Below are 24,778 nucleotides of genomic sequence, written 5' to 3'. Positions count from 1 at the left end.
GATAACAACATAAGGAACCGGACCATGAAGTCTAAAAGCGCTACTCTGGAAGACGTCGCTCGTCATGCGGGCGTCTCTTACCAGACCGTGTCCAGGGTACTCAACAAATCTGCCAATGTATCCGAAGCGACGCGCCGCAAGGTGGAGAAATCGATAGAGGCTCTGCGCTATGTGCCAAACCGGCTGGCGCAGCAGCTGGTGGGGAAGGAGAGCCAGACGGTCGGACTGGTGACGATTTCGCTGGCCTGGCATGCCCCCTCCCAGGTGGCGGCGGCGGTAAAACGCTATGCTAATCTGGAAGGTTACCAGGTCCTGATTTCAATGATTGATGAGAGCGTCAACCAAAGCATCCAGGATTCCATCAATGAGCTGAAGTCTCAGCGGGTGGATAAGGTCATTATCAACGTGCCGCTGGAGACCGAACAGGCGCAGAAAATCGCCGCTGACAATGATGATATCGTCTGCCTGTTTCTCGACGTTGATCCCTACAGCTCCGTGTTTAACGTTTCGTTTAACCCGGCGGACGGCACCCGGGCCAGCGTCAAATATCTCTATGAGATGGGGCATCGGGAGATTGCGTTGCTGGCAGGCCCGGACAGCTCCGTATCGGCGAAACTGCGGCTGAAAAGCTGGCTCGAGACCCTGGATGGCTACGGTCTGAAGCCGGTGACCGTCCTGCGCGGCAACTGGGATGCGCAGAGCGGCTACGCCGGCGCGCTGCAGATGCTGCGGGAAACGCCTAATTTCAGCGCCGTGCTGGTGGGCAATGACCAGATGGCGCTGGGGGTGCTCAGCGCCTTCCATCAGCATCAGGTGGCGGTGCCGGGAGAGAAGTCGGTGATTGGCTATGACGATACCTACGAAAGCTCCTTTTTCTATCCGGCATTGAGTACGGTCTCGCTGGACCTCGACCTGCAGGGGAAAGAGGCGGTGCGGCGGATCCTCGCCAGTACCAGCGGTGCGGCGCATACCTCATCCATCCTGCCGGCGCGCCTGGTGATTCGCCATTCCAGCGGCGCCAGAGTCGAGCAGGGGAAAGATCTGCAGGCTATCGCGGAGCAACTTCGCGCTATCGCCCACCGTCTGGCGCCCTGAAGCCAAAGGCGAGGAAACTCGCCTCTTTGTTATTACCCCTGATATGACCATGGTTGATCTTTGTCGTGGAACGGCGTACCTTAATTGTAATGTTATAACATAATGACGAGGTCATGATGAAAGCCCATATCCATCCTCCCTATCGCACGGTGGTGTTTCACGACACCAGCGCCAATGAATATTTTAAAGTTGGCTCAACCATCCGCACCGAACGCGTGATTGAGCTCGACGGTGAGACGTATCCGTATGTGACGATCGACGTCTCCTCGAAATCTCATCCCTACTACACCGGCAAACAAAAAACGTTCGCCAGCGAGGGTAGCGCGGCCCGTTTCCGCCAGCGCTTTGGCGGCTTCATTGATGCAAAAAGGAAGGCATGATGCAGGTCGTTAACTCATTACGCAGCGCCAAACAGCGCCACCCGGATTGCCAGCTGGTCAAACGCAAAGGGCGGCTGTACGTGATCTGTAAGAGCAACCCCCGCTTCAAAGCAGTGCAGGGGCGCAAAAAACGTCGTTAACGGAAGCTTTCCAGGGGACGGCGCTGCTGGCCGTCGGCGGTAAAATTGTCGGCGGCCAGCCATTGGCGCATGGCGCTATCCAGCTGCGGCCATTCGCCATCAATCACTGAAAACCAGTCCGTGTCCCGGTTGTGTCCTTTGCTCACCAGCGCCTGACGAAAACGTCCTTCGTACTGAAATCCCAGTCGCCTTGCCGCCCGGCCTGACGGCGTATTGAGGCTATTGCATTTCCATTCATAGCGACGGTAGCCGAGCGTCTCGAACACATACTGCATCAACAGCCAGTGCGCTTCGGTGGCCATAGCCGTTCGGCTTAGCAGCGGAGAGAAATGGACATGCCCCACCTCGACCACGCCATGGGTGGCATCGATGCGCATTAACGCCAGCGAACCGACCGCCGTTCCACGCTGCTGGTCAACGACGGCGAAATGGATCGGATCGGCCAGCGTAGCAACCTGCGCCACCCAGGCGCTAAATTCAGCCAGGCTGGTTTCCGGTTCGCGCAGCAGCCACGTCCAGCTGCGGGCGTCGGGCGCCAGCTGATGGGCAGCAAACAGATCGCTGGCGTGGGCGAGGGTGAGTGGTTCGAGCCGACAGCGGCTGCCCTGAAGTACCAGCCGGGTCGGCCAGGGGCGGGGTTGCCAGTCGGGCAGCGCGGCGCCGAGCGCCTGTCCAAACTGATTGTATTCACACATTGCGGTTTCCTTATTGGGGATGTACAGGCAGCGTACGCGCTGGCTGGTTCCATAAAAAGTGCCATTAGAGTATGTTTTTATGGATCCACGAGGAGGCGACATGAATATACCGGACGATGCGTTTTATGGGTTGGTGACGCAGGGGATGCGGCAGCGAACGGACGAAACCCTGCAGCGCGCCCTTTACCACACTTTGCGCTATGCCATCCTGCAGGGAAACCTGGCGGCCAGCTGCCGTTTGCCAGGATCGCGCGTGATTGCCGGTCGACTGCATCTGTCGCGTAATACGGTGAATGCCGCACTGGAGCAACTGACGCTGGAGGGATACCTGACGCGATGCCGTCAGGGGACGCTGGTGGTGCCGCTCGCCGCTAGCGGTCGGCAGGAGGTAATAGCGCCACCCGTTGTGCTGTCTGAGCGGCTGCAGGGGCTGCCAGCCGCTATGCGCCGTGACTCGCCGGCGCTGCCGTTTACGCCTGGCATGCCGGCGGTGAACTATTTCCCGCTGCCGCTGTGGCGGCGGTTAATCGATAAGGCATTGCGCGACGAAGGCAGCACGCTGTTGGGCTACGGTGAGGCCGCGGGCGATCCCCAACTGCGGGAGGCTATCGCCCGCCATCTGGCGCTCTCCCGGGGCATCCGGTGCGATATCCGGCAGATCGTCATCACCGAGGGGGCGCTGGAAGGGGTCAACTTATGCGCCTCGCTGTTGACCAACCCGGGCGACAGCGTGTGGCTGGAAGAGCCGGGGTACCTGGGCGCCAGGAGTGGTTTCCAGCGAGCGGGGCTGCGGGTCTGTGGGATGGCCGTCGATGGTGAAGGGATGTGTATCGCCAACGGCGTGGCAGAGCCACCCCGGCTGATTTTCACCTCTCCCTCTCATCAGTATCCCCTTGGGAGCGTCATGAGCGCCGCGCGGCGTCTGGCGCTGGTGGAGTATGCCCATCGGCACGGCGCGTGGATTGTGGAGGATGACTACGACAGCGAGTTTCGCCACAGCGGAGAGCCGATCCCGGCGATGCTGGGGATGGTCCCGGATGCCCCGGTGGTCTATCTCGGCACCTTCAGCAAAACCCTGTTTCCGGCGCTGCGTATCGGTTTTATGGTCATGCCGTCCGCGCTGGCGGATGCCGCTCAGGAGGCCATTGGCGCGCTGCTGCGCGGCGGGCATCGCGCTGAACAGCGTGCGCTGGCCAGCTTTATCGAGAAGGGACACTATGCGCGTCATCTGGCAGCGATGCGTCGTCTGTACCGCAAACGTCAGCAACAGCTGCGCGAGGCGCTGGCGCAAGAGATTACCGTGCCGTGCGAAGTCCTCGGTGGGGAAGGGGGACTCCATCTGACGTTGGCCATAGAGGGGATCGACGATCGAACGATTGCGCAGCAGGCGCGTCAGTTTCAGCTGGCGCCCGCTGCGCTAAGCCATTTCTATCTCGACCCGCGGCGGGGGCGGAGCGGGCTGGTGCTGGGGTATGGCAATACTTCGGCTTCCCGCTATCCGCTGGCGCTGCGGACGCTGAATCGTCTTATTGCGCAGTACCGGCGCGGGTCAGCGTAAAGACATCGTAAAAGGAGAGCTCGCCTTTGGTGTCGACCATTTTTTTAAGCTGTGCCTTCTGCTCGCTATCGACGTCCGGCGACTGCAGGATACGGTCGATCAGCTGTCGGGGGACAAAGCGGGTGTTGTACCATTCGCCGTTGTAACACACGCGAAAGTCGAGGACATCGATATCTTCGTAACGATAGCGTGGATAGACGTCAAAGAAGAAAAAAGCGTTGAACAGGATGAACAGCACCACCAACAACCAGACCGAATCCACCAGCGTTTCAGAGCGCATCATGACCACCAGCGTCGCCAGAAACGCGGCATACATGGCAACAAACAGGCCCGGATGGTTGCGGATAAAACTGATGCTAAAACGCGGGCGATTATCGCGTTTTTCCTGCACGTTAAGTTCGTCAATGGTGTGAGTCAGCAGGCGTTGTATTTCTGTCATCTTGGTCCCCGAATTCTGCAATAAGCCCGCCCCGTGCGCCCGATGGATCAGGTGCGGCAGGCTCAGCCTGAAGGTTATTTTATGTTGCAGTATTCTGCGGAGAAAGTAACAGATCAGTTACAGAAAAGCATAACAGTTACGCATTCGGCGGCGGAAGGCGCTTGATGATCTGCGCCGGGTTGCCGCCGACAACGGTACTGGCGGGAACGTCTTTAGTGACCACCGCTCCGGAGGCGATGACCGCATTATCGCCAATGGTCACCCCGGGATTGATCACCGCCCGACCACCAATCCACACATTGTGGCCAATGGTCACCGGTTTGCCATATTCCTGGCCGCTGTTTCGGGCCTCAGCATCCAGCGGATGGGTGGCGGTATAGATATGGACGCCCGGCGCCAGCATGCAGTTATCGCCAATATGGATAGGGCAGACGTCCAGCATCACACAGTCGAAATTGGCGTAAAAACCGGCGCCGAGAAAGATATTGTAGCCGTAGTCGCAGCGAAAGCTTGGCTCGATATACGCATCGCCAGCGCGACCGAACAGCTCGGCCAGAATATGCTGACGTTCTTCCTGGGCATTCGGGGCGGAATGATTATAACGGTGCAGCAGCTGTCTGGCGCGCAGGCGATCGGCGCGAAGCGTTGGGTCGCCAGATAAATAGAGCTCACCGGCGATCATTTTGCGTTTTTCTTCACTCATTGGTCTTCCTTATACCTGACGTTAGAGGTCGCAACAGTATAAAAAAGAAACCGGTTACAAGTTTGCTGTTTGCTGAATGCTGTGATGACTATCACAAAGATGTCCTGCTGAGGCTGGCGATTACCATCCGGTCAGCAGACCGCGTCGGGCGCACTAATTAGCGGATAAATTTCCAGACGGACGTCGGGATTTTATCGTACAGCTTATTCATAGTCAGTTCAGCCAGACGATGATCGGCGGCTGAGTAAAATACCGCCAGCTCATTATCAGAAAGTTCATATTTGTTTTTTTCAATGACGCGCTCCAGCGTGTCAATTGTCTGGCAACGACGTAAGCGCATCAAATAGTCTGTTTTAGTTAATGGCTTATCAGACATAATTCCACCTTTTGATTGTAATAATCCTAACACGAAAGACTGGCCGGATTTTCCCGGCTGGCGTTGACAAAACAACGAAATAACCGATTACCGGATTTTTTCCACTTTTGCAAATCCGTAGAGTTAATGCCGTAGTTACTGAACAACGTAAATGTGTCGTCCAGATATTCGTCAACCTGAGCGATCAGCTTATTATCCTCAGCGTACTTAATTTTATAATTAAGGGCGAATGTGGCAATGTGCTCGATCAGTTCATTTAACTGGAGATTGACAGCCGATGTCGGGTCGTTGACCCAGCCATGGTTGCTCTCTTCCAGGTTTGCAAGGCAGTCATGATACAGCGTTTCGCAGAGAAAGCGTAGTTGTGCGATATCATGTCTTTTTGGCGAGTATTCGTCCATAACGCATCCCCTTTTGAGTGGTTTAAACGACGACTAACAAACACCGTTGTGGGATGAACACGACTAACTGACCTGACACTAACTGAGTAATCCTGCTGATTTAACTATAATCCACTCTCCAGGAGATTTCATCGTGCTATTACGAAAAATTACAATTATCAGAGAGAAATTATCTTAAAAATAGACGAATTAATTTCTGCGGCCCGGGCGCGCAGCCTGAAAAATAGAGATGTCTTATCAATCATTGGTTTAAGACAGGCAGTCGTCGCGTTCAGAAACCGCCGGCCGTGAATGATGATATTAGGATTATTCCTGGTAAATGAGCGTAAGAAGATCCTAAGGGCTAAACAGCGCGATAGATATAGTCTGCAACACATCAATAGATATTAAATGCAGCGCGAAAAATAAACAATGGCAATATGTGCCCTGTCGGTAATGAACAAAAAAAGGGCCGCGGTGGCGGCCCTTTGTTCAGTAGTGCAGATTAATGATGCTCAACCTGATGGCTGTGCTCAATATCTTCCGTTTTCTTACTAAAGCGGCGACGAACCACCACAAAGAACACCGGCACGAAGAAGATAGCCAGGATCGTCGCGGTCACCATCCCGCCCATTACGCCTGTACCGACGGCGTTCTGCGCACCGGAGCCAGCACCGGAGCTGATAACCAGCGGCATAACCCCAAGGATAAACGCCAGGGAGGTCATCAGGATCGGACGCAGACGCATACGCACCGCTTCAAGCGTCGCCTCAATCAGCCCTTTGCCCTCTTTCTCCATCAGGTCTTTGGCGAATTCAACGATCAGTATCGCGTTTTTCGCCGACAGGCCGATGGTGGTCAACAGGCCAACCTGGAAGTAAACGTCATTGGTTAAACCGCGGAGGGTGGCGGCTAACAGCGCGCCGACCACACCTAACGGTACGACCAGCATGACCGAGAACGGAATCGACCAGCTCTCATACAGCGCTGCCAGACACAGGAAGACGACAATCAGCGAGATGGCATACAGGGCAGGGGCCTGGTTACCGGACAGCCGCTCCTGATAAGACATCCCGGTCCAGTCGTAGCCGATACCCGACGGCAGTTTACCCGCCAGCTCTTCCATCAGGCTCATCGCCTCACCGGTACTCTTGCCTGGCGCTGCCTGGCCAAGAATTTCCATCGATGGCAGACCGTTGTAGCGTTCCAGACGCGGCGAACCGTATTCCCAACGCGAGGTGGAGAAGGCGGAGAACGGCACCATCTGGCCATCACTGCCGCGAACATACCACTTGCCGATGTCCTCAGGCAGCATACGGTATTTCGCTTCGGACATGATGTACACTTTCTTCACGCGGCCGCGGTCGATAAAGTCGTTGACATAGCTTCCGCCCCAGGCAGCGCCTAGCGTGGTGTTAATGTCGCTGATGGAGACGCCCAGCGCCTGGGCTTTTTCCTGATCGATATCGACTTTGAACTGCGGTGTATCTTCCAGACCGTTAGGACGCACGCCGGTCAGCACGTCAGGATGCTGCGCCACCATGCCAAACAGCTGATTACGTGCCTGGGTCAGTTTTTCGTGTCCCAGGCCGCCCTGATCAATCAGCTGGAAGTCAAAGCCGGTCGCGGTACCCAGTTCAACGATAGCCGGCAGGTTAAAGGCGAAGACCATCGCGTCTTTAATCTGCGAGAAGTAGCCCATCGCCCGACCGGTGATCGCTTCAACTTTGTTTTCTTCGCCCGGACGTTGGCTCCAGTCTTTCAGCGAGACGAACGCGATACCGGTGTTCTGGCCGCGGCCGGCGAAGCCGAAGCCGTTAACCGCAAACACGGATTCCACGTTGTCCTTCTCTTTGGTGAGATAGTAATTCGTCATCTCATCCAGCACTTTCTGCGTGCGCTCCTGGGTGGCGCCGGCAGGCAGCTGGGCCATACTCAGGAATACCCCCTGGTCTTCGTCCGGCAGGAACGAGCTCGGCAGACGAACGAACAGCCACGCCATGCCCACCACGATGATCAGATACAGCACCAGATAGCGACCGGTGCTGCGCAGAATGTTGCCTACGCTGTCGGTGTAATGGTGCGTGCTCTTATCGAACATGCGGTTAAACCAGCCGAAGAAACCGGTGGTCGCGCCGTGGCTGCCTTTCTGGATAGGCTTCAGCATCGTGGCGCACAGCGCCGGCGTCAGGATCAGCGCGACCAGTACCGATAGCGCCATTGCGGAAACAATGGTGATGGAGAACTGGCGATAGATGGCGCCGGTTGAACCGCCGAAGAATGCCATCGGGATAAATACCACCGACAGCACCATGGCGATACCTACCAGCGCGCCCTGAATCTGCCCCATCGATTTACGCGTCGCTTCTTTCGGCGGCAGGCCTTCTTCGGCCATGACGCGCTCGACGTTCTCGACCACCACGATGGCGTCATCCACCAGCAGGCCGATGGCGAGCACCATCCCGAACATCGTCAGGGTGTTTATCGAGAAGCCAAACGCCGCCAGCACCGCGAAGGTCCCTAACAGGACCACCGGCACCGCGATGGTCGGGATCAGCGTAGCGCGGAAGTTCTGCAGGAACAGATACATCACCAGGAAGACCAGGATGATCGCTTCCACCAGCGTTTTAACCACTTCGTGAATAGAGATTTTCACGAACGGGGTGGTGTCATACGGGTAAACGATTTTCATCCCCGACGGGAAAAACGGCTCCATCTTCGCCAGTTCAGCGCGGATCGCGTTGGCGGTATCCAGCGCGTTCGCGCCGGTAGCCAGTTTAATACCCAGACCGGACGCTGGCTGGCCGTTATACTTCGCCACCACGTCATAGCTTTCGCCACCCAGCTCAATTTTGGCGACATCACGCAGACGAACCTGGGAACCATCCTGGTTCACCTTCAGCAGGATGTTGCCAAACTCTTCCGTATTGGTCAGACGCGTCTGTGCGACGATGGACGCGTTGAGCTGCTGGCCTTTCACCGGCGGCGTACCGCCTAACTGACCAGCGGCTACCTGGGCGTTCTGCGCTTTCAGAGCGCTGATCACGTCCACCGGCGTGAGCTGGAAGTTATTCAGTTTATTCGGATCCATCCAGATACGCATCGCGTACTGGGAACCGAAAAGCTGAACGTCGCCGACGCCGCTGGTACGGCTGATCGGGTCCTTCATGTTGGCCGCCACGTAGTCCGAAATATCGTCCTGGTTCATGGTGCCGTTGGTGTTAATAACGCCGACAACCATCAGGAAGCTGCTGGACGCTTTCTCAACGCTGATCCCTTGCTGCTGTACTTCTTGCGGCAGCAGAGGGGTGGCCAGGGCCAGCTTGTTCTGAACCTGAACCTGGGCGATGTCCGGATCGGTACCGGATTCGAAGGTCAGGGTGATGGTCGCCGTACCGGTGGAGTCGCCATTCGAGGACATGTACATCAGGTGATCGATACCGTTCATATTCTGTTCGATAACCTGAGTCACGGTGTTTTGCACGGTTTCGGCGTCAGCACCGGGGTACATGGCGGTAATGGAAATTGCTGGCGGCGCAATCGTCGGATATTGCGCCACCGGCAATTTGAGGATCGATAATCCCCCAGCCAGCATGATGATGATGGCGATCACCCATGCAAATATGGGGCGATCGATAAAGAAATTAGGCATGTCTTAACGGCTCCTGTTTAAGTTAAGACTTGGTTTGTTCTGATGGCGCGTTGCCTGCGGCTTGCTGTTTATCATCAGAAGCTACTTCCTGCGCTTTTACCTGCACGCCTGGTTTGATTTTTTGCAGGCCAGTGACGATAACGCGATCGCCGGATTTCAGACCGTCAGTGACCAGCCATTTATCGCCAATCGCTTGAGAAGCAGTGACCTGGCGGACTTCGACCTTATCGCCTTCACCCACTACCATGACGCTGGCATCGCCGCGCGGCGTACGGGTGACACCCTGTTGCGGCACCAGCAGGGCGTCAGGGTTAACCCCTTCTTCCAGACGGGCACGGACAAACATCCCCGGTAGCAGGGTGTGATCCGGGTTAGGGAAAATAGCGCGCAGCGTGATAGAGCCGGTGGTCTGATCGACGGTGACATCCGAGAATTCCAGCGTGCCAGCCTGCGGATACTTAAGACCGTCGTTAGTCACCAGCTCCACTTTCGCTTTCCCGTTTTCCTGTTTCAGACGGCCATCGGCCAGCTCCTGTTTCAGGCGCAGGAAATCATTGCTCGACTGGGTGACGTCGACATAGATCGGATCCAACTGCTGAACGGTTGCCAGGGCGGTTGTTTGACCATTTTGCACCAGCGCCCCTTCGGTCACCGCGGATTTACCAATGCGGCCGCTAATCGGCGAGGTGACTTTGGTGTAGGCCAGATTGATGCGCGCGGTTTCAACGGCTGCTTTCGCCGCGACCACGGCCGCATTGCTCTGCTGCGCCGTCGCGACGGCGGTATCGTAGTCTTGTTGACTGATATATTTAGTGCCTAACAGTTTCTGATAACGCTTGACCGTAAGTTGATCCATGTTTGCCGCCGCCTGGGCTTTTGCCAGGTCGCCTTTGGCGCTGTCATAGCTGGCCTGATAGGTGGCTGGATCGATCTGATACAGGGAAACGCCGGCCTGGATATCGCTACCTTCCACGAAGTTACGTTTTAAAATAATGCCACTGACCTGAGGACGAACTTCCGCAATGCGATAGGCGCTGGTTCGGCCTGGCAGTTCGGTGGTTATTTGTAGAGGTGCGGATTTGAGCGTCACAATACCGACTTCCGGCATGTGCTGGGCTCCTTGTTGAGCCGGTTTATCGTCACATCCTGTTAGCGCTAAGCTGCCTGAGAGCATCAGAACGACCGCCAGAGGCGTTAACCCTCTGTTTTTGTTCATATGTAAACCTCGAGTGTCCAATTTCAAAATGTTCAGTGGCTCAAACAACCACAAACCCACTACAGTCTTTCTATTATGGTCGTGCTATGGTACATACATTCACAAATGTATGTAAACGTAACCTCTGTAAAGTCATTAACCTATGGCACGAAAAACCAAACAACAGGCACGTGAAACCCGGCAACTGATTCTGGATGTTGCTCTGCGTCTGTTTTCGCAGCAAGGCGTATCATCTACCTCGTTGGCAACAATTGCAAAAGCTGCGGGTGTAACGAGGGGGGCTATCTACTGGCATTTCAAGAATAAATCAGATTTATTCAACGAAATTTGGGAGCTGTCAGACGCCAGTATTAGCGATCTCGAAATTGAGTATCGGGCAAAATTCCCCAACGATCCACTCTCAGTTATCAGGGAGATATTAGTCTATGTTCTTGAAGCGACAGTGACAGAAGAGCGTCGTCGGTTGATGATGGAGATTATCTTCCATAAGTGTGAATTCGTCGGAGAAATGACCGTAGTGCAGCAGGCCCAGCGGCAGCTCTCCCTGGCGAGCTACGAGCGTATCGAGCAGACCTTAAAAGAGTGTATCGCGGCGAAGCTGTTGCCTGCCAATTTACTCACCCGGCGAGCGGCGATTTTAATGCGCAGCTACCTTTCAGGCCTGATGGAGAACTGGCTGTTTGCTCCCGACTCGTTCGACCTGCATGCGGAAGCGCGTGACTACGTCGCCATCCTGCTGGAGATGTATCAATTCTGCCCCACGCTTCGCGGCCCGGAGAGCCTGCCAGCTTAACGAAGCGTGCGGATGAGCGTGAATTTTTAGCGCAGTCCGCCGCTATTCGCCAGCGATGAGAAGTGCTATTCTGCGCGCTTGCGACGACCCCCGGTATTCTCCGGCATTTGCATTCATTCATATTAACTATGCTGCACACGATCTCCAGGCAACGCGCCACGTTCATCTTTACCATTATGCTGCTCTGTTTTATTGGCCTTTTCAGTCCAGTTCAGGGCCGCGCCGCAGACCTCCCTGACCGGGCGGAGGTGCAGAGTCAGCTCAACACATTAAACAAGCAAAAGGAACTGACTCCGCAGGATAAACTGGTCCAGCAGGATTTGACCCAGACCCTGGAAACGCTGGATAAAATCGATCGCATCAAGAGCGAGACGACGCAGCTCCGCCAGCAGGTCGAGCAAGCCCCGTCGAAGCTGCGCCAGGCGGTGGATAACCTTAACAACCTGAGCGATGTCCCGAACGACGACGCGACGCGCAAGACGCTGAGCACGCTCTCCCTGCGTCAGCTGGAATCACGCGTCACCCAAACGCTGGACGATCTGCAGAATGCGCAAAACGATCTGGCAACCTACAACAGCCAGCTGGTTTCCCTGCAAACGCAGCCGGAACGGGTGCAAAATGCGATGTACAACGCCTCCCAGCAGCTGCAGCAGATCCGTAATCGTCTGAATGGCACCTCGGTGGGCGATGAGACTCTGCGTCCGACCCAGCAGGTGTTGCTGCAGGCCCAGCAGGCGTTGCTCAACGCGCAGATCGAGCAGCAGCGTAAGAGCCTCGAAGGCAACACTATCCTGCAGGATACCCTGCAGAAGCAGCGTGACTATGTGACCGCCTGGAGCAACCGGCTGGAGCATCAGCTGCAGCTGCTGCAGGAGGCGGTGAACAGCAAGCGGCTGACGCTGACTGAGAAAACCGCCCAGGAGGCGGTCACGCCGGATGAAACCACGCGTATTCAGGCCAACCCGCTGGTCAAGCAGGAGCTGGATGTTAACCACCAGTTGAGCGAGAAGCTGATCCAGGCGACGGAGAATGGCAACCAGCTGGTGCAGCGCAATATCCAGGTAAAGAACTGGCTCGACCGCGCCCTGCAGTCTGAGCGGGATATTAAAGAGCAAATTTCCGTGCTCAAGGGCAGCCTGCTGCTGTCGCGCATTCTTTATCAGCAGCAGCAGACGCTGCCGTCGGCGGATGAGCTGCAGGATATGACTAATCGCATAGCCGACCTGCGGCTTGAACAGTTTGAAGTTAACCAGCAGCGCGACGCCCTGTTCCAGAGCGATGCCTATGTCGCTAAGCTGGAAGAGGGGCACAGCGCTGAAGTAACCGATGAAGTGCACGCCGCGCTGCTGGAAGTGATCGACATGCGTCGCGAGCTGCTTGACCAGTTCAATAAACAGCTGGGGAACCAGCTGATGATGGCCATCAACCTGCAGATCAACCAGCAGCAGCTGATGAGCGTCTCCAGCAGCCTGAAAGAAATCCTGACCCAGCAAATTTTCTGGGTGAACAGCAATAAACCGATGGACTGGGAGTGGATTAAGGCCTTCCCGGAAGCGCTGAAAGGTCAGTTTAAGGCGATGAAAATCACCGTGAACTGGGAAAAAGCGTGGCCGGCGGTATTTATCGCTTTCCTCGCCGGATTACCGCTGCTGCTAATTGCCGGCCTGATCCGCTGGCGTTTGCAGTGGCTCAAGGATTATCAGGCGAAGCTGGCTTCTCAGGTAGGCCAACTACGCAATGATACCCAACTGCATACGCCGAAGGCGATCTTTATCGACCTGATCCGCGCCTTACCGGTGGTGCTGGTGATTCTGGCGATTGGCCTGATCTTACTCACCATGCAGTTAAATATCAGCGGACTGCTGTGGGCGTACAGTAAAAAACTGGCGATGTTCTGGCTGGTGTTTGGCCTGTGCTGGAAAGTGCTGGAAAAGAACGGCGTGGCGGTCAGCCACTTTAATATGCCGGCGCAGTTGACCAGCCACTGGCGGCGGCAGATTGTCCGCGTCAGCCTGGCGCTGCTGCCGCTGAATTTCTGGTCGGTGATTTCCGAGCTGTCGCCGCTGAACCTGATGGACGATGTGCTGGGGCAGCTGGTGATTTTCTTCAACTTACTGCTGATCGCGGTGCTGGTCTGGCCGATGTGCCGGGAAAGCTGGCGCGATAAAGAGTCGCACAGCCTGCGCCTGCTGACGATCACGGTGCTGTCTATCGTTCCGGTGGCCCTGATGGTGCTGACGGCGACCGGCTACTTCTACACCACGCTGCGCCTGGCGGGACGCTGGATCGAGACGGTTTATCTGGTAATGCTCTGGAACCTGCTGTACCAGACCGTGCTGCGTGGCCTGAGCGTGGCGGCGCGGCGTATCGCCTGGCGCCGGGCGCTGGCGCGCCGTCAGCATCTGGTGAAGGAGGGCGCGGAAGGCGCCGAGCCGCAGGAGGAGCCGACTATCGCCCTCGAGCAGGTTAACCAGCAGACGTTGCGCATCACCATGCTGGTGATGATCGCGCTGTTCGCGGTCATGTTCTGGGCGATTTGGTCGGATTTGATCACCGTTTTCGCCTATCTTGACAGCATCACCCTCTGGCATTACAACGGCACCGAGGCGGGGGCCAGCGTGGTGCGCAGCGTGACGATGGGCAGCCTGCTGTTTGCCATTGTGGCGTCGATGGTTGCCTGGGCGCTAATCCGCAACCTGCCGGGGCTGCTGGAGGTGCTGGTCCTGTCGCGGCTCAATATGCGCCAGGGGACTTCCTACGCCATCACCACCATTCTTAACTATGCGATTATCGCCATTGGGGCGATGACGGTATTCGGATCGCTGGGCGTCTCCTGGGACAAACTGCAATGGCTGGCGGCCGCGCTGTCGGTTGGTTTGGGTTTTGGTCTGCAGGAGATCTTCGGTAACTTTGTCTCCGGCCTGATTATTCTGTTCGAACGTCCGGTGCGCATTGGGGATACGGTGACTATCGGCACCTTCTCCGGTACGGTAAGCAAAATCCGTATTCGCGCCACCACCATTACCGACTTCGATCGCAAAGAGGTGATCATCCCGAACAAGGCGTTCGTTACCGAGCGCTTGATCAACTGGTCGCTCTCCGACACCGTGACCCGCGTGGTGATCCGCCTCGGCGTCGCCTATGGTTCCGACCTGGATAAGGTGAAGGAGGTGCTGCTGAAGGTGGCGCACGATCATCCGAAAGTGATGCAGGAGCCAGCGCCGGCGGTCTTCTTCACCACCTTCGGCCCCAGTACGCTGGATCATGAACTACGTCTGTATGTCCGTGAACTGCGCGATCGCAGCTACACGGTGGATGAGCTCAACCGCGCCATCGACCGTCTGTGCCGGGAGAATGACATCAACATTGCCTTTAACCAGCTGGAAGTCCATCTGCGAAATGAAAAGGGTGATGAAGTCACGGAAGTGAAGCGGGATGGAAAGGGCGACGATTTAGCTCCGTCCGTCGCGTCTTAACTGAAGAGGGGCGGCGCAACGCCGCCCCTGCTGCATCAGGGCGCCAGCGCGGCGAGCTCCTCGTCGCTAAGCCCGGTGAGTTCCCGCACGATTTGTCGTTCGAGGCCGCGCGCCAGCATTCTGGCGGCGATGCTGCGAGTGGCGGCTTCTCGACCTTCCTGCTCGCCCTCCTGCTGCCCCTGTTTACGGCCTTTCTCTTCCAGCCATTCGGCAATGGTCATCATCAGCTCCTTATGCCTGGGCGACTGCGCCGCCAGCGCGCGGATCAGCGCCCCCGGATGTTCCGTTGTACCCGCCTGCAACATATAGCGCAGCAGCGTATTCAACTGCGCTTCTGTCAGATAGCCTTGCGTCATCAGCGCGATCAGCGGCACCTGCAGCTCGGCCAGATCGCGATGGCGGATATGCTTTTGCAACAGCTCCAGCATGGCCATCCGCCGATGACGGACTATCTGATTATCTGGCATAACGGTGAGGTCCACCAGCGGAAAATCACCGCTATAGAGCGCCTTCGCCAGCGCCGGTTCGGCGAATAGCTGTTGCCAGTTGCGGGGCCAGGGCCAGGGGGTGACCTTGCCGTGATAAAACAGAATCGGCACCACCAGCGGCAGCGTATCGTGGCCAGCGTCCAGATGACGCTGCATGGCGGCCAGCGCGTAGCGCAGCAGGCGAAACGCCATCAGCTTGTCCGGGGTACTCTGGTGCTCAATCAGCGCGTAAACATAGCCCGGTCCGTGGCGGGTGCGCAGTGAGTAAAGGATATCGGAATAGCTGGCGCGCAGGTCCTCTTCAACAAAGCTACCGGAGACCAGCTGCAGCGAATCCAGCTCGCAGATTGCCAGAAACGGCGCGGGCAGATACAGCTGCAGGAAATCCTTCGCCACCGCCTGATGCATCAGCATCTGGCGAAAAACCGCATCGTGCGGGGTTTGACTGACCTTTTCCATCAATATTGCCTCCATCGGCGTCATGCGCAGAGGACCACTCTGCCAGCACTCCGCCGTGGGCAACATCTTACTTCTGCGGCGTTTGCGAGGCGCTTTCCGCGTTTTTTAACTTGTTTGCATAATCCCGCCTGACAATTTCCAGCGCGTCCAGCACGGTTTGCGCCGGGATCTGATGTGATTCCAGCAACATGATTAAATCGACGGCCAGTTTGACCTCATCGGGGGCATTTTCCAGCGACATCGGACTCTCCTGTTAGCGCGTCAGCCGCGCCAGTACGTTTTCAATCTTATCCAGCGCCTGTCGGCAGCGCGCCAGCCGTCCACTGTAGACCTCGACTTCCCTGGCCAGCCGCTGCTGCTCGTCGAGGCTGGTAGCCTGCGTCAGCTGGCGCTGGCGTTGGTCGCGCATCGCCAGTAGGCGGCGCTCATACTCCTGATGCTGTAGGCGACGGCGCTGCCAGCGGCTCAGCGTTGGCGAGGCATGGTCCCAACTGCGCAGCGACCAGGTGGCGGTTTCGCGACGCAGCGCAGCGATTTGCGCCGCCAGACGCTCGGCGATCCAGGCTACCTGCGGCAACTGCTGGCGCTCGACGGCCTGGCGGAGCTGGAGAAAGTTGTGTTGGGCTTCCGCCAGATAGGCCTGCATCAGCGTGCTGCGGGTGTGAAAGAGCTGGCGGTCAAAGCGCGGGCTGAGGGTCGCGTGCTCCGCCAGCGGCGCCACCTGCGCGGCCAGCTCGCTGAGCTGATTGTTCAGCGTTTGTAAAAGTTGAGCTGTTTTCACCAACCCCCTCCATTCTCCATCAGCCAACTGTGCTACAGTAGCCGTATCTGTTTGATAACGATTCGCATTATGCCACCTGTTATTTTAACCATTATCGGCTGGCTGGCGGTAGCGCTGGGTACGCTGGGCGTCTTCTTACCGTTGCTGCCGACGACGCCGTTTATTCTGCTTGCTGCCTGGTGCTTTGCCCGCTCATCGCCGCGCTTTCACCAGTGGCTGCTGTATCGCTCATGGTTCGGCGGCTATCTTCGCCACTGGCAACAGTACCGCGCCATGCCTCGCGGCGCTAAACCGCGCGCCATTGCCATGATCGTGGCGACTTTTGCTATTTCGCTGTGGCTGGTTAAGCTTACGTGGGTGCGCATCATGCTGTTGGTCATTCTGGCCTGTCTGCTGATCTTTATGTGGCGCATTCCGGTGGTTGACGCAAAGCAACAAAAGCACTGATGCGCAATAATGCCTGTTGCAATTGTTGCTGACAGCCAGTAAATTCTGGCGTTTTCGAGCGCGGGTAAGCCTGGTCAAAGGTTAAACAAATGTTTCTTTGGCCCCTTTTGCACGCCCGTGGGTAACACCGTTTCAATCAGGCATACACTTATGACCGCAACTGCACAGCAGCTTGAATATCTGAAGAACAGCATCCAGAGTATCGAGGATTATCCAAAACCGGGCATTCTTTTCCGCGATGTCACCAGTTTACTGGAAGACCCGAAAGCTTACGCGCTCAGCATTGAACTGATGACCGAGCGCTACAAAGACGCGGGAATTACCAAAGTGGTAGGGACTGAGGCGCGTGGCTTCCTTTTCGGCGCACCGGTTGCGCTGGCGCTGGGCGTGGGCTTTGTTCCGGTACGCAAGCCGCGTAAGTTGCCGCGTGAAACCATCGCTGAGAGCTATGAGCTGGAGTACGGCACCGATCAGCTGGAGATCCACGTTGACGCCATCAAACCGGGCGACAAAGTGCTGGTGGTGGACGATCTGCTGGCGACCGGCGGAACCATCGACGCGACGGTCAAACTGATCCGCCGTCTCGGCGGCGAAGTGCAGGATGCCGCTTTCATTATCAATCTCTTCGATCTGGGCGGCGAACAGCGCCTGGAGAAGCTGGGGATCCACTGCTTCAGTCTGGTGCCGTTCCCGGGCCACTAAGCAAATCCCTCCACATAGCCTCGCCGATCGGGCGGGGCTGTGATAGCATGACCCCTTCGTGATTTCACCTTCCAGCGTTTCAGAGCCAGCCCATGAGTTATCAGGTCTTAGCCCGTAAATGGCGCCCACAAACCTTTGCTGACGTCGTCGGCCAGGAACATGTGCTGACCGCACTGGCGAACGGCTTGTCGTTAGGGCGCATTCATCACGCTTATCTCTTTTCCGGTACCCGCGGAGTCGGTAAGACCTCCATCGCCCGCCTGCTGGCGAAAGGGTTAAACTGTGAAACCGGCATCACCGCCACCCCCTGCGGCGTGTGCGATAACTGCCGGGAAATTGAACAGGGGCGCTTTGTCGATCTGATTGAGATTGACGCCGCCTCACGCACCAAAGTCGAAGATACCCGCGACCTGCTGGATAACGTCCAGTACGCGCCGGCCCGCGGCCGCTTTAAGGTCTATCTCATCGACGAAGTCCATATGCTGTCGCGCCACAGCTTCAACGCGTTATTAAAGACGCTGGAGGAGCCGCCGGCGCACGTCAAATTCCTGCTGGCGACGACGGATCCGCAGAAGCTGCCGGTGACGATCTTATCCCGCTGCCTGCAGTTCCACCTGAAGGCGCTGGACGTTGAACAGATCCGCCATCAGCTGGAGCATATTCTTGGCGAAGAGCAGATTGCCTTCGAGCCCCGCGCGCTGCAGCTGTTGTCGCGCGCCGCCGACGGCAGCCTGCGCGATGCCTTAAGCCTGACCGATCAGGCTATTGCGAGTGGAGAAGGGCAACTGACGGCGGCGTCGGTGAGCACCATGCTCGGCACCCTCGATGACGATCAGGCACTGTCGTTGATTGAAGCCCTGGTCGCTGCCGATGGTGAGCGAGTCATGGCGGGCGTCAATGACGCCGCCGCGCGCGGCGTTGAATGGGAGGCGCTGCTGGTGGAGATGCAGAGCCTGCTGCACCGCATCGCCATGGTTCAGCTGTCCCCTTCGGCGCTGGGCGCCGACATGGCCGCGGTCGAAGTGCGGATGCGCGAACTGGCGCGCACCGTACCGCCGGGCGACGTTCAGCTCTACTACCAAACGCTGCTGATTGGCCGCAAAGAGCTACCCTATGCCCCGGACCGGCGGATGGGCGTCGAAATGACGCTGCTGCGCGCCCTGGCGTTTCATCCGCGTAAGCCGCTGCCGGAGCCCGAGGTGCAGCCGGCGCAGGCCGCCGCGCCCGCGCCGCGCCAGCCGGTTTCCCCCGCAGCGCCGCCGCCACAGCCGCCGCAGAGTTTGCCGCCGACCACCAGCCAGGTGCTGGCGGCCCGCAGCCACCTGCAGCGCAGCCAGGGAGCAACCACCCCAAAAAAGAGTGAACCGGCAGCCGCTTCCCGCGCGCGGCCGGTGAATAACGCTGCGCTGGAGCGACTGAGTTCGATTACCGAGCGCGTCCAGGCTCGTCCGGCCGCGGCGGCGCTGGAGCAGGCCCCGGCGAAGAAAGAGGCTTATCGCTGGAAGGCGACGACGGTGGTTGAAGAGACCAAAGTCGAAGTCGCCACGCCTAAAGCGCTGAAAAAAGCGCTGGAGCATGAAAAAACGCCTGAGCTGGCGGCCAAGCTTGCCGTTGAAGCGGTCGAGCGCGACAGCTGGGCGGCAGAAGTGAGCCAGTTGGCAGTACCGAAGCTGGTCGAGCAGGTGGCGCTCAACGCGTGGAAAGAGCAGGAGGGCAATCGCGTCTGTCTGCATCTGCGCTCCAGCCAGCGCCACCTCAATTCCGCCGGCGCACAGCAAAAGCTGGCTGAAGCGCTGGGGGTGTTGTACGGTACGCCCGTTGAATTGACCATCGTGGAAGACGATAATCCCGCGATGCGCACGCCGCTGGAGTGGCGGCAGGCTATTTATGAAGAGAAGCTCGCGCAGGCGCGCGAAGCGATTATTGCGGATAATAACATTCAGACCCTGCGTCGTTTCTTTGACGCCGATCTGGATGAAGAGAGTATCCGCCCCATTTGACTGCAAGTTTGACTTGCAGTCAGTACCTTTAATGATGACTGACTGAGAGAGAAGCCTATGTTTGGTGGAAAAGGCGGCCTGGGTAACCTGATGAAGCAGGCCCAGCAGATGCAAGAAAAAATGCAGAAGATGCAGGAAGAGATCGCTCAGCTGGAAGTGACCGGCGAATCCGGCGCGGGTCTGGTGAAAGTGACCATTAACGGCGCGCACAACTGCCGCCGCGTGGAGATCGACCCAAGCCTGCTGGAAGATGACAAAGAGATGCTGGAAGATCTGGTGGCTGCCGCGTTCAACGACGCTGCGCGCCGTATCGAAGAGACTCAGAAAGAGAAGATGGCTTCCGTCTCTGCCGGTATGCAGCTGCCGCCAGGCTTCAAGATGCCGTTCTGATGCAAACCAGCCCGCTGTTAACTCAGCTTATGGAAGCACTGCGCTGTCTGCCGGGCGTCGGCCCGAAGTCGGCGCAGCGCATGGCGTTTACCCTGCTGCAGCGCGATCGCAGCGGCGGGATGCGTCTGGCGCAGGCGCTGACGCGCGCGATGTCGGAGATCGGCCACTGTGCCGATTGCCGCACCTTCACCGAGCAGGAGGTGTGCAATATCTGCAGCAACCCGCGTCGCCAGGAAAACGGCCAGATCTGCGTGGTGGAGAGTCCGGCGGACATCTACGCCATTGAGCAGACCGGGCAGTATTCCGGCCGCTACTTCGTGCTGATGGGGCACCTGTCGCCGCTCGACGGCATCGGGCCTGATGACATCGGGCTCGATCGCCTGGAGCAACGGCTGGAGGCGGAGTCGATCACCGAGGTGATCCTTGCCACCAACCCGACCGTTGAGGGCGAGGCGACAGCCAACTATATCGCGGAGCTGTGCGCGCAGTATGGCGTCGACGCCAGCCGAATCGCCCACGGCGTGCCGGTGGGCGGCGAGCTGGAGATGGTCGACGGCACCACGCTGTCCCACTCGCTGGCCGGTCGCCACAAGATTACTTTCTGAACAAATGGAGGCGGCTATCGCCGCCTCCGCTTGAAAAATTTCCCCGCTGTCCCCATCTCCCACTCAACGGTTTTTTACCCATTTAAAATGGCATTGTTGAGGTTGAATCAGATGAAAGGACAAGAAACTCGTGGTTTTCAGTCAGAAGTAAAACAGCTTCTGCACCTGATGATCCATTCCCTCTATTCCAACAAAGAAATCTTTCTGCGTGAGCTGATTTCCAACGCCTCTGATGCGGCCGATAAGCTGCGTTTCCGCGCGCTGTCGCAGCCGGATTTGTATGAGGGAGACGGCGAGCTGCGCGTGCGGGTTTCGTTTGATAAAGACAACCGTACCCTGACCATTGCCGATAACGGTATCGGTATGAACCGGGAAGAGGTTATCGACCATCTCGGCACCATCGCCAAATCCGGCACCAAAGCGTTCCTCGAATCGATGGGTTCCGACCAGGCAAAAGATAGCCAGCTGATTGGCCAGTTCGGTGTCGGCTTCTATTCGGCCTTCATCGTGGCGGATAAAGTGACCGTCCGTACCCGTGCGGCAGGCGATAAACCTGAGAACGGCGTGTTCTGGGAATCCGCCGGCGAAGGGGAATATACCGTGGCTGACATCACCAAAGCCGATCGCGGGACCGAAATCACCCTGCATCTGCGCGAAGGTGAGGACGATTTCCTCAACGACTGGCGCGTGCGCTCCATCATCAGCAAGTATTCCGACCATATCGCGCTGCCGGTTGAGATTGAGAAACGGGAAGAGAAAGACGGCGAAACCGTTATCAGTTGGGAAAAAATCAACAAGGCGCAGGCCCTGTGGACTCGCAGCAAGTCTGAAGTTAACGACGACGAATACAAAGAATTCTACAAGCACATTGCCCATGACTACAGCGACCCGCTGACCTGGAGCCACAACCGCGTGGAAGGTAAGCAGGAGTACACCAGCCTGCTGTATATCCCGTCGCAGGCGCCGTGGGATATGTGGAACCGCGATCATAAACACGGCCTGAAGCTGTACGTCCAGCGTGTGTTCATCATGGACGACGCCGAGCAGTTTATGCCGAACTACCTGCGCTTCGTACGCGGCCTGATAGACTCCAACGATCTGCCGCTGAACGTCTCCCGTGAAATTCTGCAGGACAGCAGCGTGACCCGCAACCTGCGCACCGCGCTGACCAAACGCGCGCTGCAGATGCTGGATAAGCTGGCGAAAGACGACGCCGAAAAATATCAGACCTTCTGGAAACAGTTCGGCCTGGTGCTGAAAGAGGGTCCGGCGGAAGATCCGAGCAACCAGGAGGCGATCGCCAAACTGCTGCGCTTCGCGACCACCCATACTGACTCCTCCGCGCAGACCGTGTCGCTGGAAGAGTACGTCTCGCGCATGAAAGAAGGTCAGGAGAAGATCTACTACATCACTGCCGACAGCTATGCGGCGGCGAAGAGCAGCCCGCACCTCGAGCTGCTGCGTAAGAAAGGGATCGAAGTGCTGCTGCTCTCCGATCGCATCGACGAGTGGATGATGAGCTACCTGACCGAGTTCGACGGTAAAGCGTTCCAGTCTGTCGCTAAAGCCGACGAGTCGCTGGACAAGCTGGCGGATGAAGTGGACGAGTCCACCAAAGAAGCCGAAAAAGCGCTGGAGCCGTTCGTTGAGCGTGTGAAAAACCTGCTTGGCGACCGGGTCAAAGAGGTGCGTCTGACCCATCGTCTGACCGATACCCCGGCGATTGTCACCACCGATGCCGACGAGATGAGCACCCAGATGGCGAAGCTTTTCGCGGCTGCGGGCCAGGCGGCGCCGGAAGTGAAATACATCTTCGAACTGAACCCGGCGCATCAGCTGGTGAAACGCGCAGCCGATACCCAGGATGACGCGCAGTTCGGCGAATGGGTGGAACTGCTGCTGGATCAGGCGCTGCTGGCCGAGCGCGGCACGCTGGAAGATCCGAACCAGTTTATCCGCCGTATGAACCAGCTGCTGGCTTCCTGACGCGAACCTGAACGAGTAGCCCGGCCGAGCGACGCGACGCCGGGAACGGGATAAATGCCCCGTCTGAGCGATTTGCTCAGACGGGGCATTTCACATTGGATTGCATAAAATATCTCACCATTAACCGTTTCAGCCGCACCGCCTTCCTTGAGCCATCGCCGTTCTGGTGGTATGGTTTAGCGTTTTTGAAAAATTGAATCGACTTTTGAGGGGATTTTCGTAATGCGTATTATTCTGCTTGGCGCTCCGGGCGCGGGTAAAGGAACTCAGGCTCAGTTCATCATGGAGAAATACGGTATTCCGCAAATCTCCACCGGCGATATGCTGCGCGCTGCGGTAAAATCCGGCTCTGAGCTCGGTAAGCAGGCGAAAGACATCATGGACGCCGGCAAGCTGGTGACCGATGAGCTGGTTATCGCGCTGGTTAAAGAGCGTATCGCCCAGGACGATTGCCGTAACGGCTTCCTGCTGGACGGTTTCCCGCGCACTATTCCGCAGGCTGACGCCATGAAAGAAGCGGGCATTGCCGTTGATTACGTGCTGGAATTCGACGTGCCGGACGAACTGATTGTCGACCGTATCGTTGGCCGTCGCGTTCACGCGGCATCCGGTCGCGTATACCACATCAAATTCAATCCGCCGAAGGTGGAAGGCAAAGACGACGTGACCGGCGAAGAGCTGACCACCCGTAAAGACGACCAGGAAGAGACCGTGCGTAAGCGTCTGGTGGAATATCATCAGATGACGGCGCCGCTGATCGGCTACTACACCAAAGAAGCGCAGGCGGGCAACACCAAATACGCCAAAGTCGACGGCACCAAAGCGGTGGCTGACGTGCGCGCCGAACTGGAAAAAATCCTCGGCTGATAAAGCCTTTTCTCATCCTGCTGCGGCAGGATGAGAACTCCTCTCATTCCTACCTTTTGCTATGATTGGTTCCGTTTAGCGCCATTTCAGCTACAATTGGCTGCGATTCAAATGGTTAAGAGGCGGTAATGCATCAGACGAAAACAGGTATCTTGCTGGCCAATTTAGGCACTCCCGATGCGCCCACCCCCGGTGCGGTGAAGCGTTATCTGCGACAATTCCTCAGCGACAAACGGGTGGTGGATACGTCTCGTCTGCTATGGTGGCCGCTGCTGCGCGGCGTCATACTGCCGATTCGCTCTCCCCGCGTGGCTAAACTCTATCAGTCCGTCTGGATGGAAGAGGGGTCGCCGCTGATGGTATACAGCCGTCGCCAGCAGCAGGCGCTGGCCGCCAGACTGCCGGATACCCCGGTGGCGCTGGGCATGAGCTATGGAACGCCGTCGCTGGCCAGCGCGGTGGATGATTTACTGGCGCAAGGGGTGGGGCACATCGTGGTGCTGCCGCTGTATCCGCAATATTCCTGCTCGACGGTGGCTGCCGTCTGGGATGAGCTGGCGCGGATCCTCGCGAAAAAACGCGCCATTCCCGGTATCTCGTTTATTCGCGATTACGCCGGGCACCCGGACTATATCCATGCTCTGGCGGCCAGCGTGCGCGCCTCGTTTGCCGTTCATGGGGAACCGGATCTGCTGCTGCTTTCCTATCATGGGATCCCGCAGCGCTATGCCAACCAGGGAGATGATTATCCTCAGCGCTGTCGTGATACCACGCGGGAACTGGTCTCCGCGCTGGGGCTGCCACCGGAGCGGGTGATGATGACCTTCCAGTCGCGCTTTGGCCGGGAACCCTGGCTGACGCCGTACACCGATGAGACGCTGAAGATGCTCGGCGAGAAAGGGACGAAGCATATTCAGGTGCTGTGCCCGGGCTTTGCCGCCGACTGTCTCGAAACGCTGGAAGAGATCGCCGTCCAGAACCGGGAAATCTTCCTCGAAGCGGGTGGCAAGCAATATGAATACATTCCGGCGCTTAACGCGGACGCCGCGCATATTGAGATGATGGTCAACCTGACCGCGCCTTATCGCTGATCGCGCGCAGGGCGGGGAATATGCTACTATTTCCCGCTTGTTCCCTGTTATTTAAGCGC

Annotated in this window: 25 protein-coding genes and 1 other annotated feature; of the genes, 15 read left to right on the top strand and 10 right to left on the bottom strand. The window is 57.5% G+C overall.

The annotated features are described in order from the left end of the window. Positions 1–24: 24 nt before the first annotated feature. The 3 genes from MKS11_RS08680 (at position 25) to ykgO (ending at position 1,615) form a co-directional block, all read left to right on the top strand. A complete protein-coding gene (locus tag MKS11_RS08680; RefSeq protein WP_004204755.1) occupies positions 25–1,095 on the top strand; it encodes a LacI family DNA-binding transcriptional regulator in 1,071 nt (356 codons plus the stop codon). Positions 1,096–1,211: 116 nt separating this feature from the next. Continuing rightward, complete coding sequence (locus MKS11_RS08675; protein WP_004204754.1) at positions 1,212–1,475, top strand: type B 50S ribosomal protein L31; 264 nt, start codon at positions 1,212–1,214, stop codon at positions 1,473–1,475. Further along, positions 1,475–1,615, top strand: a complete 141-nt coding sequence (gene ykgO, locus MKS11_RS08670) for a type B 50S ribosomal protein L36 (protein ID WP_002892018.1) — start codon at positions 1,475–1,477, stop codon at positions 1,613–1,615. The genes MKS11_RS08675 and ykgO overlap by 1 nt, the downstream gene beginning before the upstream one ends. Here ykgO and MKS11_RS08665 read toward each other — a convergent pair. Next, on the bottom strand, positions 1,612–2,310 hold the full coding sequence (locus MKS11_RS08665) for a GNAT family N-acetyltransferase (protein ID WP_064187826.1): 699 nt from the start codon (positions 2,308–2,310) through the stop codon (positions 1,612–1,614). The two genes, ykgO and MKS11_RS08665, sit on opposite strands and share 4 nt — an antisense overlap. 100 nt (positions 2,311–2,410) lie before the next feature. Here MKS11_RS08665 and MKS11_RS08660 point away from each other — a divergent pair, with 100 nt between their 5' ends. Next, positions 2,411–3,868 (top strand): PLP-dependent aminotransferase family protein, encoded by a 1,458-nt coding sequence (locus tag MKS11_RS08660; RefSeq protein WP_087771463.1) that lies wholly within the window; start codon positions 2,411–2,413, stop codon positions 3,866–3,868. Here the strand turns inward: MKS11_RS08660 and MKS11_RS08655 are convergent. Next, positions 3,837–4,307, bottom strand: coding sequence for a YlaC family protein (locus MKS11_RS08655; RefSeq protein WP_049093338.1), 471 nt, complete (start codon positions 4,305–4,307; stop codon positions 3,837–3,839). The two genes, MKS11_RS08660 and MKS11_RS08655, sit on opposite strands and share 32 nt — an antisense overlap. A 42-nt stretch (positions 4,308–4,349) precedes the next feature. Between MKS11_RS08655 and MKS11_RS08650 the strand changes: the two genes are divergently transcribed. Then, positions 4,350–4,472 (top strand): hypothetical protein, encoded by a 123-nt coding sequence (locus MKS11_RS08650; RefSeq protein ID WP_032426076.1) that lies wholly within the window; start codon positions 4,350–4,352, stop codon positions 4,470–4,472. Here the strand turns inward: MKS11_RS08650 and maa are convergent. From maa to acrA, 5 genes are all read right to left on the bottom strand, one after another. Next, positions 4,444–5,010 (bottom strand): maltose O-acetyltransferase, encoded by a 567-nt coding sequence (gene maa / locus MKS11_RS08645; RefSeq protein WP_004204750.1) that lies wholly within the window; start codon positions 5,008–5,010, stop codon positions 4,444–4,446. The genes MKS11_RS08650 and maa overlap by 29 nt on opposite strands. A gap of 157 nt (positions 5,011–5,167) precedes the next feature. Beyond that, positions 5,168–5,386: an HHA domain-containing protein gene (locus MKS11_RS08640; protein WP_002892050.1), complete on the bottom strand. Its 219-nt coding sequence runs from the start codon at positions 5,384–5,386 to the stop codon at positions 5,168–5,170. 26 nt (positions 5,387–5,412) lie between these two features. Beyond that, on the bottom strand, positions 5,413–5,787 hold the full coding sequence (gene tomB / locus MKS11_RS08635; RefSeq protein WP_002892066.1) for an Hha toxicity modulator TomB: 375 nt from the start codon (positions 5,785–5,787) through the stop codon (positions 5,413–5,415). A 484-nt stretch (positions 5,788–6,271) separates the two neighbouring features. After that, positions 6,272–9,418, bottom strand: coding sequence for a multidrug efflux RND transporter permease subunit AcrB (gene acrB, locus MKS11_RS08630; RefSeq protein ID WP_284109500.1), 3,147 nt, complete (start codon positions 9,416–9,418; stop codon positions 6,272–6,274). A gap of 22 nt (positions 9,419–9,440) precedes the next feature. After that, complete coding sequence (gene acrA / locus MKS11_RS08625; RefSeq protein ID WP_004204747.1) at positions 9,441–10,634, bottom strand: multidrug efflux RND transporter periplasmic adaptor subunit AcrA; 1,194 nt, start codon at positions 10,632–10,634, stop codon at positions 9,441–9,443. A gap of 142 nt (positions 10,635–10,776) precedes the next feature. Between acrA and acrR the strand changes: the two genes are divergently transcribed. Continuing rightward, entirely contained in the window at positions 10,777–11,427 is a 651-nt protein-coding gene (gene acrR / locus MKS11_RS08620) for a multidrug efflux transporter transcriptional repressor AcrR (RefSeq protein ID WP_004204746.1), read from the top strand. Between the two features lie 128 nt (positions 11,428–11,555). Next, positions 11,556–14,903, top strand: a complete 3,348-nt coding sequence (gene mscK / locus MKS11_RS08615; protein ID WP_087771462.1) for a mechanosensitive channel MscK — start codon at positions 11,556–11,558, stop codon at positions 14,901–14,903. A gap of 35 nt (positions 14,904–14,938) precedes the next feature. Here the strand turns inward: mscK and MKS11_RS08610 are convergent, their stop codons facing one another. The 3 genes from MKS11_RS08610 to priC form a co-directional block, all read right to left on the bottom strand. Then, the gene (locus MKS11_RS08610) at positions 14,939–15,850 is read right to left on the bottom strand and encodes an Rpn family recombination-promoting nuclease/putative transposase (protein ID WP_048294268.1); all 912 of its coding nucleotides are present in this window, start codon (positions 15,848–15,850) and stop codon (positions 14,939–14,941) included. Between the two features lie 67 nt (positions 15,851–15,917). Continuing rightward, positions 15,918–16,091, bottom strand: coding sequence for a pleiotropic regulatory protein RsmS (gene rsmS, locus MKS11_RS08605; RefSeq protein ID WP_004204742.1), 174 nt, complete (start codon positions 16,089–16,091; stop codon positions 15,918–15,920). 12 nt (positions 16,092–16,103) lie between these two features. After that, on the bottom strand, positions 16,104–16,631 hold the full coding sequence (gene priC, locus MKS11_RS08600; protein ID WP_048294269.1) for a primosomal replication protein N'': 528 nt from the start codon (positions 16,629–16,631) through the stop codon (positions 16,104–16,106). A 69-nt stretch (positions 16,632–16,700) separates the two neighbouring features. Here priC and MKS11_RS08595 point away from each other — a divergent pair, with 69 nt between their 5' ends. The 8 genes from MKS11_RS08595 (at position 16,701) to hemH (ending at position 24,719) form a co-directional block, all read left to right on the top strand. Next, the gene (locus MKS11_RS08595; RefSeq protein ID WP_004204740.1) at positions 16,701–17,078 is read left to right on the top strand and encodes a DUF454 family protein; all 378 of its coding nucleotides are present in this window, start codon (positions 16,701–16,703) and stop codon (positions 17,076–17,078) included. A 150-nt stretch (positions 17,079–17,228) separates the two neighbouring features. Beyond that, the gene (gene apt / locus MKS11_RS08590; protein ID WP_087771461.1) at positions 17,229–17,780 is read left to right on the top strand and encodes an adenine phosphoribosyltransferase; all 552 of its coding nucleotides are present in this window, start codon (positions 17,229–17,231) and stop codon (positions 17,778–17,780) included. 92 nt (positions 17,781–17,872) lie between these two features. Continuing rightward, positions 17,873–19,780, top strand: coding sequence for a DNA polymerase III subunit gamma/tau (gene dnaX / locus MKS11_RS08585; RefSeq protein ID WP_023319861.1), 1,908 nt, complete (start codon positions 17,873–17,875; stop codon positions 19,778–19,780). After that, positions 19,113–19,177 (top strand) — a sequence feature (DnaX frameshifting element). (Overlaps the previous gene by 65 nt.) Positions 19,781–19,837: 57 nt before the next feature. Continuing rightward, positions 19,838–20,170, top strand: coding sequence for a YbaB/EbfC family nucleoid-associated protein (locus MKS11_RS08580; protein ID WP_002892173.1), 333 nt, complete (start codon positions 19,838–19,840; stop codon positions 20,168–20,170). Continuing rightward, positions 20,170–20,775 carry a recombination mediator RecR gene (recR, locus tag MKS11_RS08575; RefSeq protein ID WP_002892177.1) on the top strand — a complete coding sequence of 202 codons (606 nt, stop codon included), beginning with the start codon at positions 20,170–20,172 and terminating at the stop codon, positions 20,773–20,775. Before MKS11_RS08580 ends, recR begins: the two co-directional genes overlap by 1 nt. 111 nt (positions 20,776–20,886) lie before the next feature. Then, a complete protein-coding gene (gene htpG, locus MKS11_RS08570; protein ID WP_004177228.1) occupies positions 20,887–22,761 on the top strand; it encodes a molecular chaperone HtpG in 1,875 nt (624 codons plus the stop codon). Between the two features lie 222 nt (positions 22,762–22,983). Next, positions 22,984–23,628, top strand: coding sequence for an adenylate kinase (gene adk, locus MKS11_RS08565; protein WP_284109499.1), 645 nt, complete (start codon positions 22,984–22,986; stop codon positions 23,626–23,628). A gap of 128 nt (positions 23,629–23,756) precedes the next feature. Further along, positions 23,757–24,719, top strand: coding sequence for a ferrochelatase (gene hemH / locus MKS11_RS08560; protein WP_017898889.1), 963 nt, complete (start codon positions 23,757–23,759; stop codon positions 24,717–24,719). The last annotated feature ends 59 nt before the right edge of the window (positions 24,720–24,778 follow it).

Source organism: Klebsiella sp. K5-45, from assembly GCF_030128605.1.
Lineage (GTDB): Bacteria > Pseudomonadota > Gammaproteobacteria > Enterobacterales > Enterobacteriaceae > Klebsiella > Klebsiella quasipneumoniae.
This window is presented reverse-complemented; position numbering and strand designations above follow the sequence as displayed.

Excerpts from the sequence above, each read along its gene's own strand:
- MKS11_RS08680 (WP_004204755.1), top strand. The coding sequence starts at position 25 with ATGAAGTCTAAAAGCGCTACTCTGGAAGACGTCGCTCGTCATGCGGGC.
- MKS11_RS08675 (WP_004204754.1), top strand. The coding sequence starts at position 1,212 with ATGAAAGCCCATATCCATCCTCCCTATCGCACGGTGGTGTTTCACGAC.
- ykgO (WP_002892018.1), top strand. The coding sequence starts at position 1,475 with ATGCAGGTCGTTAACTCATTACGCAGCGCCAAACAGCGCCACCCGGAT.
- MKS11_RS08665 (WP_064187826.1), bottom strand. The coding sequence starts at position 2,310 with ATGTGTGAATACAATCAGTTTGGACAGGCGCTCGGCGCCGCGCTGCCC.
- MKS11_RS08660 (WP_087771463.1), top strand. The coding sequence starts at position 2,411 with ATGAATATACCGGACGATGCGTTTTATGGGTTGGTGACGCAGGGGATG.
- MKS11_RS08655 (WP_049093338.1), bottom strand. The coding sequence starts at position 4,307 with ATGACAGAAATACAACGCCTGCTGACTCACACCATTGACGAACTTAAC.
- MKS11_RS08650 (WP_032426076.1), top strand. The coding sequence starts at position 4,350 with ATGGATCAGGTGCGGCAGGCTCAGCCTGAAGGTTATTTTATGTTGCAG.
- maa (WP_004204750.1), bottom strand. The coding sequence starts at position 5,010 with ATGAGTGAAGAAAAACGCAAAATGATCGCCGGTGAGCTCTATTTATCT.
- MKS11_RS08640 (WP_002892050.1), bottom strand. The coding sequence starts at position 5,386 with ATGTCTGATAAGCCATTAACTAAAACAGACTATTTGATGCGCTTACGT.
- tomB (WP_002892066.1), bottom strand. The coding sequence starts at position 5,787 with ATGGACGAATACTCGCCAAAAAGACATGATATCGCACAACTACGCTTT.
- acrB (WP_284109500.1), bottom strand. The coding sequence starts at position 9,418 with ATGCCTAATTTCTTTATCGATCGCCCCATATTTGCATGGGTGATCGCC.
- acrA (WP_004204747.1), bottom strand. The coding sequence starts at position 10,634 with ATGAACAAAAACAGAGGGTTAACGCCTCTGGCGGTCGTTCTGATGCTC.
- acrR (WP_004204746.1), top strand. The coding sequence starts at position 10,777 with ATGGCACGAAAAACCAAACAACAGGCACGTGAAACCCGGCAACTGATT.
- mscK (WP_087771462.1), top strand. The coding sequence starts at position 11,556 with ATGCTGCACACGATCTCCAGGCAACGCGCCACGTTCATCTTTACCATT.
- MKS11_RS08610 (WP_048294268.1), bottom strand. The coding sequence starts at position 15,850 with ATGGAAAAGGTCAGTCAAACCCCGCACGATGCGGTTTTTCGCCAGATG.
- rsmS (WP_004204742.1), bottom strand. The coding sequence starts at position 16,091 with ATGTCGCTGGAAAATGCCCCCGATGAGGTCAAACTGGCCGTCGATTTA.
- MKS11_RS08595 (WP_004204740.1), top strand. The coding sequence starts at position 16,701 with ATGCCACCTGTTATTTTAACCATTATCGGCTGGCTGGCGGTAGCGCTG.
- apt (WP_087771461.1), top strand. The coding sequence starts at position 17,229 with ATGACCGCAACTGCACAGCAGCTTGAATATCTGAAGAACAGCATCCAG.
- dnaX (WP_023319861.1), top strand. The coding sequence starts at position 17,873 with ATGAGTTATCAGGTCTTAGCCCGTAAATGGCGCCCACAAACCTTTGCT.
- MKS11_RS08580 (WP_002892173.1), top strand. The coding sequence starts at position 19,838 with ATGTTTGGTGGAAAAGGCGGCCTGGGTAACCTGATGAAGCAGGCCCAG.
- recR (WP_002892177.1), top strand. The coding sequence starts at position 20,170 with ATGCAAACCAGCCCGCTGTTAACTCAGCTTATGGAAGCACTGCGCTGT.
- htpG (WP_004177228.1), top strand. The coding sequence starts at position 20,887 with ATGAAAGGACAAGAAACTCGTGGTTTTCAGTCAGAAGTAAAACAGCTT.
- adk (WP_284109499.1), top strand. The coding sequence starts at position 22,984 with ATGCGTATTATTCTGCTTGGCGCTCCGGGCGCGGGTAAAGGAACTCAG.
- hemH (WP_017898889.1), top strand. The coding sequence starts at position 23,757 with ATGCATCAGACGAAAACAGGTATCTTGCTGGCCAATTTAGGCACTCCC.